At 61.7% G+C, this 16,551-nt stretch carries 16 protein-coding genes; 11 read left to right on the top strand and 5 right to left on the bottom strand.

The features are described 5' to 3' along the window. The first annotated feature begins 84 nt into the window (after positions 1-84). Entirely contained in the window at positions 85-1,404 is a 1,320-nt protein-coding gene (locus tag KLP40_RS18355; protein WP_215595291.1) for an MATE family efflux transporter, read from the top strand. A 94-nt stretch (positions 1,405-1,498) separates the two neighbouring features. Further along, positions 1,499-2,416, top strand: coding sequence for a glycosyltransferase (locus KLP40_RS18350; protein WP_215595290.1), 918 nt, complete (start codon positions 1,499-1,501; stop codon positions 2,414-2,416). A gap of 32 nt (positions 2,417-2,448) precedes the next feature. On the opposite strand, the gene KLP40_RS18345 is transcribed toward KLP40_RS18350, so the two are convergent. Then, complete coding sequence (locus tag KLP40_RS18345; protein ID WP_215595289.1) at positions 2,449-4,128, bottom strand: ArnT family glycosyltransferase; 1,680 nt, start codon at positions 4,126-4,128, stop codon at positions 2,449-2,451. Between the two features lie 186 nt (positions 4,129-4,314). Here KLP40_RS18345 and KLP40_RS18340 point away from each other — a divergent pair, with 186 nt between their 5' ends. Together KLP40_RS18340 and KLP40_RS18335 are read left to right on the top strand one after the other, a co-directional pair. Further along, the gene (locus KLP40_RS18340) at positions 4,315-5,976 is read left to right on the top strand and encodes a hypothetical protein (protein WP_215595288.1); all 1,662 of its coding nucleotides are present in this window, start codon (positions 4,315-4,317) and stop codon (positions 5,974-5,976) included. An 84-nt stretch (positions 5,977-6,060) separates the two neighbouring features. Next, positions 6,061-7,041, top strand: a complete 981-nt coding sequence (locus KLP40_RS18335) for an acyl-ACP desaturase (RefSeq protein ID WP_215595287.1) — start codon at positions 6,061-6,063, stop codon at positions 7,039-7,041. 193 nt (positions 7,042-7,234) lie between these two features. Here the strand turns inward: KLP40_RS18335 and KLP40_RS18330 are convergent, their stop codons facing one another. Next, entirely contained in the window at positions 7,235-7,855 is a 621-nt protein-coding gene (locus tag KLP40_RS18330; protein WP_215595286.1) for a hypothetical protein, read from the bottom strand. 187 nt (positions 7,856-8,042) lie between these two features. Continuing rightward, positions 8,043-8,324: a DUF427 domain-containing protein gene (locus tag KLP40_RS18325; protein WP_215595285.1), complete on the bottom strand. Its 282-nt coding sequence runs from the start codon at positions 8,322-8,324 to the stop codon at positions 8,043-8,045. Between the two features lie 283 nt (positions 8,325-8,607). On the opposite strand from KLP40_RS18325, the gene KLP40_RS18320 reads away from it, so the two are divergent. From KLP40_RS18320 to KLP40_RS18295, 6 genes are all read left to right on the top strand, one after another. After that, positions 8,608-9,714 carry a vWA domain-containing protein gene (locus KLP40_RS18320; RefSeq protein WP_215595284.1) on the top strand — a complete coding sequence of 369 codons (1,107 nt, stop codon included), beginning with the start codon at positions 8,608-8,610 and terminating at the stop codon, positions 9,712-9,714. 143 nt (positions 9,715-9,857) lie between these two features. After that, a complete protein-coding gene (locus KLP40_RS18315) occupies positions 9,858-11,414 on the top strand; it encodes a sigma 54-interacting transcriptional regulator (protein WP_215595283.1) in 1,557 nt (518 codons plus the stop codon). 207 nt (positions 11,415-11,621) lie between these two features. Beyond that, complete coding sequence (locus tag KLP40_RS18310; RefSeq protein ID WP_215595282.1) at positions 11,622-12,812, top strand: AAA family ATPase; 1,191 nt, start codon at positions 11,622-11,624, stop codon at positions 12,810-12,812. Then, positions 12,805-13,362: a hypothetical protein gene (locus KLP40_RS18305; RefSeq protein ID WP_215595281.1), complete on the top strand. Its 558-nt coding sequence runs from the start codon at positions 12,805-12,807 to the stop codon at positions 13,360-13,362. The genes KLP40_RS18310 and KLP40_RS18305 overlap by 8 nt, the downstream gene beginning before the upstream one ends. An 81-nt stretch (positions 13,363-13,443) precedes the next feature. Then, the gene (locus KLP40_RS18300; RefSeq protein WP_246559007.1) at positions 13,444-14,058 is read left to right on the top strand and encodes a helix-turn-helix domain-containing protein; all 615 of its coding nucleotides are present in this window, start codon (positions 13,444-13,446) and stop codon (positions 14,056-14,058) included. A gap of 87 nt (positions 14,059-14,145) precedes the next feature. Beyond that, positions 14,146-14,505, top strand: a complete 360-nt coding sequence (locus KLP40_RS18295) for a hypothetical protein (protein WP_215595279.1) — start codon at positions 14,146-14,148, stop codon at positions 14,503-14,505. Between the two features lie 185 nt (positions 14,506-14,690). Here KLP40_RS18295 and KLP40_RS18290 read toward each other — a convergent pair whose 3' ends face one another. Both KLP40_RS18290 and KLP40_RS18285 read right to left on the bottom strand, forming a co-directional pair. Next, a complete protein-coding gene (locus KLP40_RS18290) occupies positions 14,691-14,957 on the bottom strand; it encodes a hypothetical protein (protein ID WP_215595278.1) in 267 nt (88 codons plus the stop codon). Between the two features lie 147 nt (positions 14,958-15,104). Beyond that, positions 15,105-15,566, bottom strand: a complete 462-nt coding sequence (locus KLP40_RS18285; protein WP_215595277.1) for a peptidylprolyl isomerase — start codon at positions 15,564-15,566, stop codon at positions 15,105-15,107. Between the two features lie 170 nt (positions 15,567-15,736). On the opposite strand from KLP40_RS18285, the gene KLP40_RS18280 reads away from it, so the two are divergent. Beyond that, complete coding sequence (locus tag KLP40_RS18280; RefSeq protein ID WP_215595276.1) at positions 15,737-16,384, top strand: fasciclin domain-containing protein; 648 nt, start codon at positions 15,737-15,739, stop codon at positions 16,382-16,384. Positions 16,385-16,551 lie beyond the last annotated feature (167 nt).

The raw sequence follows: 16,551 nt of genomic DNA, 5'->3' as shown, positions 1-16,551 counted from the left end.
CGGCCCGGGCCGGTAGGTTTGCCGAGCCGCTGCCCGTTTCCGCCCCTGTTCATCCATATCCGAACTTCTCCCAATCCCGCCGGCATGCCTACTTCCCAGACTGAATCCCGGAGTGCCGTTTTCGGGCGGTTGGTGCGCGGGTCGGCGGCGGTGGGAGTGGCGGTAGGGGCGCGGACGGTGGGGGCGCTGGTGCTCAACAAGCTGCTGGCCGTGTACGGCGGACCGGGCGGCCTCACGCTGCTGGCCCACTTCCAGAACCTGCTGGCCCTGTTTACCACCCTTCCCAACGACGGCGTGCACGTGGGGGTGGTGAAGTACCTGGCCCCGCTCCGGGCCGGTTCGGGCCGGTACCGGGCCTGGCTGGGGGCGGCGGCCGTGCTCAACGCTGCGGCGGTGCTGCTGGCCCTGGGGGCGGTGCTGCTGCTGCCCGGGCCGCTGCTGGGCGTGCTGGGCGTGGGGCCGGGGTGGGCCCTGGCGTTCGGGGCCGGGCTGGCCTTGCTGGTAGGCCACGCCCTGCTGATTGTGGTGCTGCTGGCGGCGGGCCGCCTGTGGGCGTACGCCGCGCTTACCGTCCTGCTGAGCCTGCTGGGGCCGCTGGCAGTGGGCGGGGTGCTGCTGGGCTACCACGGCACCGTGGCCCAGGCCCTGCTGGCGTACCTGACCGCCCAGGGCCTCACGCTGCTGCCCGCCGCCGTGGTGGCCCTGCGGGCCGGGCTGCTGCCCCGGTTGCGCGGCCGCCTCAGCCGGCCGGCCCTGCGCGGCCTGGGGCGTTTCCTGCTCATGGCCCTGAGCGTGCTGCTGTTTTCCAAAGCCGTGGATTTTGCGCTGCGCGAAGTACTGATCCGGCAGTTCGGACTGGCGGCTACCGACCTGTGGCAGGCCGTGGTCAAGCTTTCCGACAACTATACCATGGTGTTTTCGGCCCTGGTGGGAAGCGTGTATTACCCCCGTCTGGCGGCCCTCAGCAGCCATCCTCACCAGCAGGGCCGCTTCGTGGTACTGGTGCTGCGGGTGCTGGCCCCGGGGCTGGCGGTGGGCCTGGGGGCCATCTGGCTGGCGCGCAACTGGCTGCTGCCCCTGCTTTTCGAGCCGCGCTTTGCCGCCGCCGGCTTCCTGCTGGGCCCCCAACTGCTGGCCGACTGGCTTAAATTCCTGACCTGGACGCTGTTTTTCCTGTTTACGGCCCGGGCCCAGGTGGGGCGCTACGTCGCCGTGCAGGCGGGGTCGGCCGGGCTGTTCGGGCTGCTGCTGGTGCTGCTGCTGCCCCGGCTGGGGTTGCTGGGCGCGCCCCTGGCCCAGGGCCTGCGCTACGCCCTGCTGCTAAGTGGTGGGCTGTGGCATTTCCGCCGCGACCTACGCCCGCCCGGCATCCGGCCGGAGTTGCCGGATGGCAGGGGCGGGTAACAACTGTCTATCTTGGCGGCCTGAAGCAGTCCGGTAAACGGCCTGGAGGACCGGAACGACTCCTGACGTCTTTCTCGCTGAAAACTGATCGATCATGCATGCTCCGCTGATGCCGCCCCTCGTTACCATCGTGGCCCTGTGCTACAACCACGCCCGGTTTCTGGAAGCCGCCCTGGATTCCGTACTGGCCCAGACGTACCCGCATCTGGAAGTGATTCTGGTGGACGATGCCAGCACCGACGGCAGCGCCGAGCTGCTGCGTGGCTACGCCGCCCGCCACCCCACCTGGCAACTGCTGCTGCTGCCCGAAAACCACAACAACTGCCGGGCCTTCAACCTGGCGCTGGCCCGCACGAAAGGAGAATACGTCATTGACTTCGCCACCGACGATGTGCTGCTGCCCGGGCGCGTGGCCCAGCAGGTGGCCTTTTTTGAGCAGGCCGGGCCCCGGTGCGGCATGGTGTACTCGGATTCGGAGCTGCTGGACGAGGCCGGACAGTTTGTGCGCCATTACTACCGCCGCGACGCCCGCGGGCAGCTGCACCCGGCGCCCGCCTCAGGCGACGTGTTTGCCGACGTGCTGGCCCGCTACTTCATCAGCGCCCCTACCATGATGATGCGCCGGGCCACCCTGCAGGCCCTGGGCGGCTACGATGAAGCCCTGAGCTACGAGGACTTCGACTTCTGGGTGCGGGCCAGCCGCGACTGGGAGTTTCGCTTCCTCGACGCGGTAACAACCCGCAAACGTCTGCATCCCCGCTCCAAATCAGCCCAGGGTTACCGGCGCCACGATCCTCACCTGGGCTCCACCATTCAAGTCTGCCGCAAAGCCCTGGCCCTGTGCCGGACCCCGGCGGAACGGGCCGCCCTGGCGCGGCGCGTGCGGTGGGAGCTGCGCCAGGCCGTGCGCTACCGCAGCCTCCCCGAAGCCCGTGACTTGTACCAGCTGCTCTGGGAGCTCCACGCCGTCCGCCCCCCCGACTGGGTACTGGGCAAGCTGGCCGGTGGGTGAGGAGGTAATGGGCCGACCGTTCTTGTAGTGCATCACCTCTTGGCCTCATTACTTCCAAAAACCTCGTACAATTCCACCGGCCCGTCCTGGGCCACCAGGCGGCGGCGGGGATACCAGCTCAGGACGGAATCGGGGGAATAGCGGATGAGCGTGCGGGTGAGCTCGGGGTTGGCGAGGGTAGCGCGGTTGAGCAGCAGCCAGGCGGGATAATCGGGGGCGATGCGGATGGAGTCGCGGGCGAAGTAGCGGCGGTACTGCAGGCCCGGTGGCACCCGGAATCCGTGGGTGAAATCGTAGTTGTCGATCAGGAAATCATCAACCAGCACCGTGCCCCGGGTGGGGGCTGCCAGGTGCTGCTGCATCACCCGGCTCTGGGCGAAATGGGCCGAAACCGACGGCTTGCGCATAAAATACACCGGCCGCACGGCCAGGGCCAGGGCCATTATCAGGACTGTGGCCGCAACCAGCAGCGGCTCACCCGGGCGCAGATGCCGGGGCCAGGCCGGCAGCCAACGGCTCAGGCCCAGGACCAGCAGCCACAGTCCCGGCACCACATACACCACGGCCACCGCGCTGCGCAGCCAGGCCGCCAGCAGCAGCAGCAGCAGCCCCGCCAGCAGGGCGGCCCCGCCGCCCCGGGCCACCAGGCGGCGCAACCCGAAGCCGGCCGCCAGCGCCAGCGGGGGCAGCAGGGGCGTGGTCATGCGCGGGAGCAGGGTGATGGGGTTGTACTGGCTCAGGGACGTGCTGCCTACCCAGTAGAAGACCAGCGTGAGGCCGCTCAGCACCAGCCAGAACGGGCGGTCGGGCGCAGCCGGGGCGGGGGCTTCGGCCGGGGCGGGGCGGGGCGCGGCCAGGGCGGCCAGCGTGAGCATCAGCCCCAGCCCGGAGGCTACGAAAAAGGCCAGCGGCTGCCAGGTCACGCGGGCCAGCAGGGCCGCCCGGTTGCCGGCCAGAAAGTTGCCATCCTTGAGAAACTCGTTCGTCTGCTCGATAAGATGGATGCGGTAGAGCGCGTCATCGGTAAAGTACTGATAGAAGCCCAGGTAGCCCGCCAGCAGTACTGCCCCCGTGCCCAGCGCCGTGGCCCAGAACCGGCCGTGCCGCCGCCGTAGCGCATCCAGGCCCAGCACGCCCAGATAGAAAGGAAGGTAGTAGGCAATGGTTTCCTTGCTGAGCAGGGCCGCGAAGCTCAGCAGGGCGAACCCCGCGCCCCAGCGGCCGGCCCGCCGGCCCGGTTCCCGCCCCCGCAGCAGGGCGGCAGCCCCGGCCAGGCACCAGAACATGAGGATGTTATCGGGGTAGAGGTAGTTGCTCAGGTTGAGGGTGAAGTAGTGCAGCCCCAGCAGCAGCATGGCCCCGGCCGCTACCACCGGCTCGCGCCGCCGGTACAGCGCCCAGATGAGCCCGGCGCAGCCCAGCGTGGCCAGCAGGGGCCAGAGCGTGGCGCTGATAATATTCACCCCGAACAAAGCAAAAAACACCGCCACCGGCCCGAAAATCATCGGCCGCTCGTGGAGTGGGTCGTGGAGCAGATGCTGGGGGTCGGGGGCGAGGCGGAAGGTGCCGCTCAGCAGCTGGTGGGCGTAGCGGGCGTAATAGTAGTCGTCGAGGGCGTAGAGGCCCTCGTGGGTCAGCAGGAAGTAGGCCACGGTCAGCAGCACTACCAGCAGCAGCGTCCAGGTGGGCAGGCGGGTCAGCAAACGGTTCACCGGCGCAAGGTAAGGGTTGAAATGGGGAGGTGGTGAAATGGTGAGTTTACATTCAGGCGGTGCAATTTGCGCGGGCAACCAGAGCCGAGCCACGAGGGCCGCCAGCACATCAACTCACCAGTTCACTATCTCACCATCTCACCAGTTCACCTCATGCGGCACCGGGTTCTTCTGCTTCTTCTGCCTTTGGTGCTGCTGCTGGGGGCCGGCGGGTTGCTGGGCTGCTACTTCGAAACCAACGACGACCTGACCATCGTGGCCCTGCTACGAGGGCAGACGGCCGCCGCGCCGGTGCGCGACCTGCACCTGTACTTCCACGGCTACGCCGCGCTGTGGAGCCGGCTCTACGCGGCCGCGCCGACGTGGCCCTGGTACGGCCTCACGCTTTACACGCTGCTGTACGTGGCCACGGTGCTGGTGGCGGCGGTGCTCTGGCGGCTGGTGCGGGCCCGGACGGGCGGGGCGGCGGCGCTGGCGCTGCTGGGGCTGTTCTGGCTGGTGGGCTGGCTTGAGCACGGGTTCTGGTTCAACTACGTGCGGGTGCCGCTGTTGCTGGCCGGGGCGGGGGTGCTGCTCGCGGCCCAGCGCGCCCCGGCCCGCTGGGCACTGGTGACGGGGCTGCTGGCTTTCGGGCTGAGCTGGCTTATCCGGCCCAGCGCGGCGGTGCTGGGTGCGGCCGTGGCCCTGCCGGGCGCGTGGTGGCTGGCCGGCCGCCGGGCTTTGCCCATCGGGGCTGGTATAACGACCTGGGCCGTGCTGGGGGCGCTCTGGCTCCAACTCACCTGGAGCCCCCAGGCCGCCACCTTCCGCCGCCTCGACGTACTCAAATCCAACCTCAACGACTTCCAGCTGGCCGCCCCGCCCATCAAGCCCCTGAGCCCCGCCGATAGCCTCGCCCTGGCCGCCGCCCGGGCCTGGCAACTGGGCGACTCTACCTTAGTTAACGAAACCACCCTGGCCCGGGTGGCGCCCTTCCGCCCCGGCTACTTCATCCAGCACACGGCCCCGGCCAAGCTCGGGGGCCTGGCCCGTCAGCTCCCCCGCGACTATTTTCCGTTGCTGCTGCTGCTAGCCGCTACCGGCGTTCTGGTGCTGCGGGCCGGGGGCGGCCACCGGGGCTACTGGCTGGTGCAGGCCGGCTACGCGGGAGTGCTGCTGGGGCTGGGTACGCTGCTGAAACTGCCGCCCCGGCTGGTTCTGCCGCTGCTGGATTTCTGGGTTCTGAGCAACCTGGTGTATCTCTGGCAGCTCCGGCCGCTGCCCCGCCATACCCCGGCGGCGCTGCTGCTGGCGCTGCTGGCCGCCGCCCTTCCCTACGCTTACAAAACCCGCCACCGCAGCCACGTGCTGGCCCAGGAGAGGAAAGCCAACGATGCGGCGCATGAACGGTTGGTCCCGCTTACCAGAGGCGCGCGGATAATCGTGTCCGATTTTCTGGAGGATACATATAAGTCGGCCCCGCCTTTCAGGGCAGACGTGAACAGAACCCTGCTGACCTTTCGTCTTTACGCCCCCAAAGTAGGACTCTCGGTGCGGGGTTGGCAGACGCTGCATCCGTCGCAGGCGGTTTTGCGGGAACGGCTCACCGGCACCCGCGACTTCACCGAGGCCCTGCGGCGGCTGGGCCAGCGTACGGATGTGGCCTGGGTGCTCACGCCGGAAGGCGCGGACCTGCTTAACCGGCAGCTTGCCCTGAAGCGGCAGCCGGATCAGCCGAAGGTGTGGCTCGAACAGCTGCAAGGGCCGCCGCAGCGGCCCACCGGGGCTGCTGAGCCCTCAACTAGTGTGCATGCCTACCGAATGCGTACAAAATTCCCGCAATCGTCCCTAAAAGCCAAAATCATGTAAGGCTTGCCGGACTTATTCCCTGCATCACCGGTTAGAGGTAGTATACCTTTGATATTCTACCGTACTCACTCCCCCGCCTTGGCCATGATTACCGCCTCTCTGACCTCCCGTGGTGAGGTCCTCCAGCACATGGAGGGCTTCCTGAAAGATAACATCGGCACCTTCCTCAAAAGTGTGGAAAGCAGCTGGCAGCCGTCCGACTTTATGCCGGATTCCCGCCTGGATACCTTCTTCGACGAGGTGAAGCTGCTGCGTGAGCGGGCCAAGGGCCTGAGCTACGATTTGCTGGCCGTGCTCATCGGCGACACCATCACGGAGGAGGCCCTGCCCAACTACGAAGCCTGGTTTCACGAGCTCGATGGTCTGAACCGTGACCCTGATAACGGCTGGGCTCAGTGGATCCGGGGCTGGACGGCCGAGGAAAACCGCCACGGCGACCTGCTCAACCGCTACCTCTACCTCTCGGGCCGCGTAAACATGCGCGAGTTCGAGGTCAGCACCCAGTACCTGATCAACGACGGCTTCGACCTGGGTACGGCCCACGACCCCTACCGCGCCTTCGTGTACACTTCCTACCAGGAAATGGCTACCAATATTTCCCACCGTCGGGTGGGGCAGCTGGCCCGGGCCGTTGGGGAAGATCAGCTCTCCAAAATCTGCGGCATGATTGCCGGCGACGAAAACCGCCACGCCCGCGTTTACAAAACGTTTGTGGAGAAGATTTTCGAGGTCGATCCGTCGGAAATGATGCTGGCCTTCGAGGACATGATGCGCAAGAAGATTGTGATGCCGGCCCACTACATGCGCGAGATGGGGGTGGAAATGGGCAAGACCTTCGGCCACTTCACCGATGCCGCCCAGCGCCTGGGCGTATACACCAGCCACGATTACACCGAGATTCTGGATACGCTGCTCCGCGACTGGAAAATCGAGCAGCTGACGGGCCTGACCGGCGCCGCCGAAAAAGCCCGCGACTACGTGATGGCCCTGCCCAACCGCCTGCGCCGGGTTGCCGACCGCATGCCCGTGCCCAAGCTGGAATACAAGTTCAAGTGGATTGAGTAGGCGTTAGGGCTTAGTCGTTGGTGCCCAGGGTCTGGTAAGTAAAAACAGACAAACAAAAAAAAGAGGCCCCGCCGTAACCCGGCGGGGCCTCTTTCATACACTCTAAGCTCTAAGCTCTAAGCTCTAAGCTCTAAGCTCTAAGCTCTAAGCTCTAAGCTCTAAGCTCTAAGCTCTAAGCTCTAAGCTCTAAGCTCTACTGCGCGTCCATCGACTGGCCCATCATCAGGCGGCCGTTGGCGTCGAGGGTGTACTCAACGGTCCGGTTGCCGGCCTTCATGGTGGAGTCGGTAGGCGTGACGGGGAAAGTGCGCACCAGCTTATTGCCGCTGATGGAGTACATATCCTGGCCGGTGTAGCCCATGCCCGCCTGCCCGGCGGGCGTGCCGGGGAAGGAAATCGGGGTGTAGCCCCGCTCCCCAAACTCGTAGGCGTACAAACCGCCGTTGACCTTTTTGTTGTCAGTCATCAGGTAAAGTTCCGGCTTGCCGTTGCCGTTCAGGTCGCCCGAGGCCACGTTCGTGAGGGCGCCCGTCACCTGAACCCGCATCGGATCCATGGTCATCGACGAACCCCGGTAGGAGCGGATGCTCACGAAACGGGGCTCCTCGTTGCCAAAAGTTTTTACGACAAACCGATAATCACCCTGGGTTACTTCGCGGTTAAAGGTCACGTCACTGTCGTCAATGGTAGGACCAGCGGGCACAGTGTTGGAAGTCGACTCAGAAGCTACCTGGCGCGTAGAGTCGCAGGCCGACAGCGAGGCCGCTACTACACCAGTTGCGAGCAGTAAGCGAGGAAGGGAGGAGGTACGCATTGGACAAAAATGGAATTAGGGAAGATGCAAGAGAAGCCCCGGCAGAACCGGGGCATAGAGCTCATCGGGGAGAGGCTTAGCGCGTTTAAACGCAATGTAATAAGATTGAGTTGTATTTTTCTGGTTATATAGGGATTAAGAAATTGCTCATCGTCTCTCCCGGTTCCTTCTGCTGGCTGCCATACCGCTAGGGTTGTACCTGTACCCCCTTCCAGAAGGCCACCCGGTCCTTGATTTGCCGGGCCGCATCCTTCGGCTCGGGGTAAAACCAGGCGGCATCCTTGTTCAGCTCCCCGCTCACGCGCAGGGAATAATAGCTGGCCCGGCCCTTCCAGGGGCAGGTGGTATGGGCAATGCTGTCCTCGAAAAACTCCCGCTTGATGGAATCGGCCGGGAAATAGTGGTTATTTTCAACGACCACGGTTTCGTCGCTTTCGGCAATGACGGTGTTGTTCCAGATGGCTTTCATGGGGTGTCGGTTGTTAGTTGTTAGTTGTCAGTTGTCGGTTGTTAGTTGTCGGTTGTTAGTTGTCGGTTGTTAGTTGTCGGTTGTTAGTTGTCAGTTGTCTGGTTTTGGTTGTTGGCTGTTTGGTTTCGTACTAACAACTGACAACTGACAACTGACAACTGACAACTGACAACTAACAACTGACAACTAATAACTGACAACCAATAACTGACAACTACCACCTACTCCCCCGACAACTAAAAACCGGCTTACGTTGTTCTGAGAGCTCACTCCCCCAATTTATATGTCCGCAGGCTTTCGTTTTCGGGATTTCGTGCCCGAGGAGTCGACTGAGAAAGGCTTCGACTCCCTTTTCAACATATTTATGCAGCTGGTCACCATCACCAGCGGCGACGTGGGCGAGGCGCTTTCCTGGCTCAATGAGCTGGATAAGCAGTACGGCCTCACCGACGACGGTTACGGCATGGGCGACTTCATCGAGGACCTCAAGAAGAAGGGCTACATCGACGAGGACGAGCAGAAGAAAGGTGAGTTCACCATCACGGCCAAAAGCGAGCAGAAAATCCGCAAGTCGGCGCTGGAGGAAATCTTCGGCAAGCTCAAGAAGTCGGGCCCGGGCAACCACCGCACGCCCCACACCGGCCAGGGCGACGAGCAGAGCACCGACATGCGGGAGTTCCGCTTCGGCGACTCGCTCGACCAGATTTCCATGACCGAGAGCATCCGCAACGCCCAGCTCAACCACGGCATGGACGGCGACAACTTCATGCTGACCGAGGGCGACCTGGAAGTGCGCGAAAACGAGCACAAAAGCCAGACCAGCACCGTGCTCATGATTGACATCTCGCACTCGATGATTCTGTACGGCGAGGACCGCATCACGCCCGCCAAGAAGGTGGCTATGGCCCTGGCCGAGCTGGTGAAGCAGAAGTACCCCAAGGACTTCCTCGACGTGATTGTGTTCGGCAACGACGCCTGGCAGATTGAGGTAAAGGAGCTGCCCTACCTGCAGGTGGGCCCCTACCACACCAACACCGTGGCTGGCCTGGAGCTGGCCCTGGACCTGCTGCGCAAGCGCAAAACGCCCAACAAGCAGATCTTCATGATTACCGACGGCAAGCCTACCTGCCTGAAGGAAGCCGGCGGCTACTACAAAAACTCGTTCGGGCTCGACCGCAAAGTGGTCAACAAAACCCTGAACCTGGCCGCCTCGGCCCGCCGCCTGAAAGTGCCTATCACCACCTTTATGATTGCCGACGACCCCTACCTGCGCCGCTTCGTGGAGGAATTCACCGAGGTAAACCAGGGCAAGGCGTACTACTCGTCGCTCAAGGGCCTCGGCCACATGATTTTCGAGGACTACAAGCGCAACCGCCGCAAAAACGTGTAACGGCTGAACGGCCTCCACCGTCTGTCATCCTGAGCGGAGCGAAGGACCTTATCACGCGCGAACAAATTGTTCGATAGTAATAAGGTCCTTCGCTCCGCTCAGGATGACAAATCAAATCCATTTGCTCATTCTATTCTCCCTTCATGCCTTCGTACGATTCTCTCTCCGCCGACCAGCTCCAGCACATCACCACCCTCGGTGCCCTGAAGCAGGCGGGCTACCAGCCGCGCTCCGTGAAACAGGAGCTGCGCGACAACCTGATCCAAAAACTCCAGAGCAAAGAAGACGTGTTTCCCGGCATCTTCGGCTACGAGGAAACCGTGATTCCCGAGCTGCAGCGCGCCATTCTGGCCGGCCACCACATCAACCTGCTGGGTTTGCGCGGCCAGGCCAAAACCCGCATTGCCCGCCTGCTCATCGGCCTGCTCGATGAGTACGTGCCGGTAGTGGAAGGCTCCGAGCTCAACGACGACCCGCTGCAGCCGCTGTCGGTGTTCGCCAAAAACCTGGTTGCCGAGCACGGCGACAACACGCCCGTGACCTGGATGGGCCGCCAGGACCGCTACACCGAGAAGCTGGCTACCCCCGACGTATCGGTAGCTGACCTCATCGGCGACGCCGACCCCATCAAGGCGGCCACGCTGCGGCTGCCGTACTCCGATGAGCGGGTGATTCACTTCGGCCTGATTCCGCGGGCGCACCGGGGTATTTTCGTGATTAACGAGCTGCCCGATTTGCAGGCCCGCATTCAGGTGTCGCTGTTCAATATTCTGCAGGAAGGCGACATCCAGATCCGGGGCTTCAAGGTGCGGCTGCCGCTGGACCTGCAGTTCGTGTTCACGGCCAACCCCGAGGACTACACCAACCGCGGCTCCATCGTAACGCCCCTTAAGGACCGCATCGACGCCCAGATCATCACGCACTACCCGAAATCCATCGAAATCGGCAAGCGCATCACCAAGCAGGAAGCCCGCATCCAGGACGTGCAGAAAGGCATGGTGACCACCAACGAGGTGATTCACGACCTGGTGGAGCAGGTAGCCGTAGAGGCCCGCGGCTCCGAGTTCGTGGACGCCAAGTCGGGCGTATCGGCCCGCCTCACCATCTCGGCCTACGAGCAGGTAGTGGCCGGAGCTGAGCGTCGCGCGCTGGTAAACGGCGAAGCCACCACCTACGTGCGCATTGCCGACTTCATTTCGGCAGTGCCGGCCGTGACGGGCAAGGTGGAGCTGGTGTACGAAGGCGAGCAGGAGGGAGCCGGCATCGTGGCCGAGAAGCTCATGGGCAAAGCCATCCGTACCCTGTTCCTGAACTACTTCCCCGACCCCGACAAAGCCAAGAAGCTCAAAGGCCGCCCCTCGCCCTACAAAACCGTGCAGGAGTGGTTCGGCCAGGGCCACACCGTGGACCTGCTCCACGACGCCAGCACGAAAGACTACCGCGCCGTGCTCGACCAGGTGCCCGGCCTGCGCGACATCGTGACGGAGCTGCACCCCTCCGAAACGCCCGAGCACACCTACTTCCTGATGGAGTTCCTGCTCCACGGCCTGAGCGAGTACAGCCTGATTTCGCGCAACCGCCTCACGGCCGGGGCCCAGTTCAAGGACCTGCTCAGCAGCATGTTCACCATGCCCAGCTTCGGGGAGGATGACGATGAGGACGACGAAGACGAAAAGCCCCAGCGCGGCCGCCGTCGGTAGCCCGCCTGAGAATTGCATAAGTAAGGAAAGCCCCGCGTGCCAATTGGTATGTGGGGCTTTCTTTATACAACTGAGAAAAGGAACATATTTTTTATTTCTTCACAAATATGTTCCAAATCCGGGTTATTATGATGTTGCTGCGCATCGGCTATCTGCCCCTTCGATGGACAAAGTGAAACGTATACCTTTGGACAAACACCAGCCGTCATGGAAAACGCCATCAATACGCTCCGAATCCAGAATTTCAAGTCCATCAAAGACGTGACGATGAAACCGCGCCGGGTGAACCTGATTATCGGCCAGCCCAATGTGGGCAAGAGCAATATCCTGGAGGCTATGAGCTTACTAAGTGGAATTTTCCCTCGTCCGGGCTCTCAGCAGCAAGAAGATACAGGTCGCTACTATGGAGGAATTCTTCGATACCATGAAGTACGGCAGCTCTTTTATGATAACAATACACGCAAGCCTGTTGCCGTAGAAACCAATAGTGATATATGTGTGCTAGCGCATAACTATGCTACTGGAAATGGGTTTCGCTATGTTCTTGCAGAAAGAGATACGTGGGAAAAAATGCGAGATAGTGTTGTATTTAAAAAATGGGGGGCAATGCCTAATGATGCCGAAGAAACACGTTTAATAAATTATTTGCCAGAGTGGGTAAAAGAAAATACAAAGCCATACCCGCAGTATATTCTATCGGAATTTCATGGTAATGGGCATGTAAGCCGTAATGATGGTGTATCTTCTCATGGTACAGCTCCTTATGCTGGTACCAGAATAGTAAGACCTTATCTATTCAGCCCGCCCAAGCGTATTGTTGGGGAAGACTCAACTCCATATCTGCGTCCCCCTACGGGAGAAAATCTGATACAGATTATTGAAAGCAACCCAATTCTTCGGCAAAAAATTGCTCGAATGTTTGAGCCATACGGTTTAAGACTTCTTATCCGAATTGACGAACGCCGTCTCGAGGTCATCAAAGATTTAGATGGAGTAATCTACTCCTACCCATATTCCAGTATTGCTGATACGCTACAACGCATCATTTTTTACCTTGCTGCCATTGAGAGCAACGACGATGCTGTGATTCTGCTGGAAGAACCGGAGGCGCACTCATATCCGGTGTATGTATCGATGCTGGGGCGGCGCATGGTGGAAAGCCGCAACAACCAGTTTTTCGTGGCTACGCACAGCCCGTACCTGATTACTGAAGTGCTGGAACAGATGCTGCCCGACGAGCAACAGGCGCAGGAACTCGCCATTTTCGTGGCCTACTACGAGGACTACCAAACTAAGGTAAAACAGCTCAGCGACGAAGAAGTACGCGCCATTCGGAACGACGGGCTGGATGTGTTCTATAATATGGACCGCTACGTTCCGCGCCCCGTCAATGGCTGAGCACGCGCTGTTTGTACCCGAGTGCTGGGCCGACACGGCCCTCATGCACGCGTTGCTGGTAACGCCCAATAATCATAACCTAATTAGCCACGCGCAGGGTATCGGTAACGTGGGCCGGGTACTCAAAGACGAAAAAGGACTGCGGCAGGGACGTCGGCTGGTAGGTATGGTTGACCGGGATAAGAAGTTTGCCGAAAACCCGTATCTGGCAGAGTTCACGCAGATTGTAGCGGGTAGTCTGGACAGGACTTCGCCGCACTGTATTTTACGCCACGCTACCCGCCCAGACCAACACCTTATCGTACTGAATCCGGCCTGTGATACCTGGCTATTTCAGGCTGCCCAAGAAGCATCCGTTTCGCTCATTGATTTGGATATAGCGACTACTCTGCCGGAGTTTATTGACTTCTGTAAGCAGGATGGGATAACCAATAATCCCCGGATGAAAGAGTTGTTGTGGGCTATCCAACAGGCCCGCCCAGCTATTTACCGTGAACTGGCCGACTTTATCGCCTCCATCATGGATATCACGCCGAAGAAAGCCCACTGACAATTATTCTTCATTCCAGTGGGCTCCTGGTATAGTTGGAACGTATTTCGCACTTTAATTGAAATACGTTCCAATTCTGTCATGCCTCGTCGCTCCATTCCTTCTAATACCTTGGTTGCCGCAGTCCGCAAGTATTTGGCGTTGGAGCAACAGGAATTAGCCGCTTACTTGGGTGTGAGCCGTGAATTGCTGGCCAATATCGAAGCCGGCCGGCGCAGCCTCACCGGCCCCTTACTGCTGCGCCTGAACCCGCTGGCCGCGCTGCTGCCCGCCGGGGAGCGGGCCCGCCCGGCCGCCCCGGTGCCGGAGCAAGCCCCGCCCGGCGCGCCCGCCCCCGGCCCCCTGGAAGCCCGCCTCGACTACTGCCGCCACCAGGCTCAAAAGCTGCGGCGGGAGCTGACGAAGCGGGCCGCTACCCAGGCCGCGGCCCGGCGCTGGGAGGCCGTGCTGCCCGCCCTGCTGGCGGCTCCCGCTCCGGCGGCCGGGCTGGTGCCCCCCGCCGAGGTCGCCCGCGCCCGACAGTGGCTGCTCGCGCGCCAGCAGCAAGCCCACGCCACCCTGCACGACGCCGACGAGGCCGCCCGCTACCACCTGCTGCGCCTGCGGGCCGAGGCTCTGGAAGGGGAGGCCGCCGGGCTGCGGGCGCTGCTGGCCGGCAGTGCGGGGGCTGCGCCACCGTTGCCCGAAAAAATGTAGCGGTACCCTTATACTCCTATGCCGGGCTCCGTTTATCTTGGGGTATTGTTAACCCTTTAACCCTTTAACCCTTTAACCCTTACCATTATGCCGCTTGAATTGAGTATGCTCACTACCCGTGCCGAGTGCGACGAAGTGCTCGACGACCTGAACGCCGAGCTGGATGGCTACCAGCAGCGCACCAGCAACCTGGAGTTTGCCGACCGCCGCGCCGACCGCACCCAGGCCGACATCAGCGGGCAGTTGGCCGGCGTGAATGCCGAAATAGCCGCCTATACCGCCATTCTGGCCTCGCCCGACCTCACGCCCGCCTTGCGCCGGCAGAACCAGAGCAAGCTGCGCAAGGCCAACGACCGCAAAGACAACCTCAACGACCGGGGTAGCTCCCGCAGCGCCGCCGCCCGCTTCCTGGCCAGCGTAGACGCCGAACAGGTACGGCCCAGGTGACGGTACTGACCGATGCCAAGAACCAGGTAACAGCTCACCGCGCCACGCTGCCTGCGTAAGCGGCCGCCGTCGGTAGCCCGCAACCGTAACGCGAACTGTGCAGTTCTTGCTACAAAAAAACGCCCCGCGTACCGATTGGTGCGCGGGGCGTTTTGGTTACCGGAATTGCCGGAAAAGCTTCACCCCTACAGTTTGCGGGCCTTGAGCTCCTGCTGGGCGCTCTTGAGCTGATACTCCATGGATTTGAGCTTGGCCTTTTCGGTATTCACAACGCGCTCCTGGTCGCTGATCTGGTTGCGCAGGTCGGCTACGCGCTGGGCCTGGGCCGCAATAACGGGGTTATTGGAGTCCATATCCGACTTGAAAACGGTGCAGCTGCTGCTTAGCAGCAACGTAGCACCGAGGCTCAGGGACAGGAAACGGAGGCGGCTGGTATTGTGGAGAAAGTTCATACAAAGGAAAATGGTACGCATGTGCCCGCTTTTACGGGCGCAGTACCGCCGGGTTGTTCCTCCACGACCAACGGCCGCTGATCCGGGGCAAGCAAAAGCCCCTGCCCGCCGAAGCGGACAGGGGCCGAAAGAGCAGCGGCGGCGAACCTAGGCCTGCTCGCTCACGACGATTTTCTGGATTTCGTCGTTGGCCTTGATCTGGTCGATGATGTCCTGACCTTCTGTTACTTTACCGAACACGGTGTGGTTGCGGTCGAGGTGGGCAGTGTTGTCGCGGGAGTGGCAGATGAAGAACTGCGAGCCCCCGGTGTTGCGGCCGGCGTGGGCCATGCTCAGCACCCCGCGGTCGTGGTACTGGTTGTCGCCGTTGAGCTCGCAGTCGATTTTGTAGCCCGGGCCGCCGGTGCCGGCCATGCCCTTGGCGCCGTCGCGGGAGTTGGGGCAGCCGCCCTGAATCACAAAGTTCGGAATCACGCGGTGGAACTTCAGGCCGTCGTAATAGCCTTTTTCGGCCAGGTCGGTGAAGTTTTTGACGGTGTTGGGAGCGTCCTTCTCATAGAACTCCACTTTCATCACGCCTTTGTTGGTGTGGATTTCAGCAGTCTTCATCCTTAAGTAAAATAGGTGGAACGGCTACCTATACGGGCGTAGCCGACCGGCGGGTGTAGCCGGCGGACAAAGGTAGCCATTTTGCGGGCGGCCAAACATCCGGGCGGAGCGCTGGTTCGTAAGGCTACCAACACGGTTCTACTCTTTCATTTTACCTTACCCTTTCTCGTATGCACCAGACCTTCCGTTCGGCCACCCTGGCCCTGCTCGCTGCCGCCACCCTCGGCTTCGGCCTCAGCAGCTGCGGCGACAGCACCACTGAACAAGCCGACGCCAGCGTCGATACCATGACCCAGCCCACCGTCGACTCCACGGCCATGATGGCTGACGACGCCCGCATGGGCAAGCCCGAGGGCGTCATGGTGGATGGCGTGGCCATGACTCCGGATAAGACCATCGTGCAGAATGCCGTGATGGCCTCCAGCGTCAGCACGCTGGTGAAAGCCGTGCAGGCCGCCGGCCTCGACGGTACGCTGAGCGGCCCCGGCCCGTTCACGGTTTTCGCGCCCACCAACGCCGCTTTCGATAAGCTGCCCAACGGCGCGCTGGCCGGCCTGCTCAAGCCCGAAAGTCAGGAAAAACTCAAAGGCGTCCTCACCTACCACGTAATTCAGGGCCGCCTCGTAGCCCAGGACCTCAAAGACGGTCAGGAACTCACTACCGTGAATGGGGAAAAACTCAAGGTGATGGTGAAAGACGGCGTCGTGATGATTGGCAACGGCAAGGATGCCCCCGCCACCGTTCAAATCCCCGACGTGATTTCCAGCAACGGCGTTACCCACGTTATCGATGCCGTTATCCTGCCCCTGGCCAACTAGGGTTCGATTTTCGGATTGATTGCAAAAACCCGGCTGTTTCAGCTTGTCCTTACCCAAAACTCAGAAAGCGCTGACCAGTGGGTCAGCGCTTTTTTTGTGGCCGGTGGGTAGCTTGCGGGCATGAGCATTTCTACCGGTTTTGGCGAGGCGCAGGTGTGGGCGCAGAC

It is taken from the genome of Hymenobacter piscis, from assembly GCF_018760735.1.
Classification (GTDB): Bacteria; Bacteroidota; Bacteroidia; order Cytophagales; family Hymenobacteraceae; genus Hymenobacter; species Hymenobacter piscis.
This window is presented reverse-complemented; position numbering and strand designations above follow the sequence as displayed.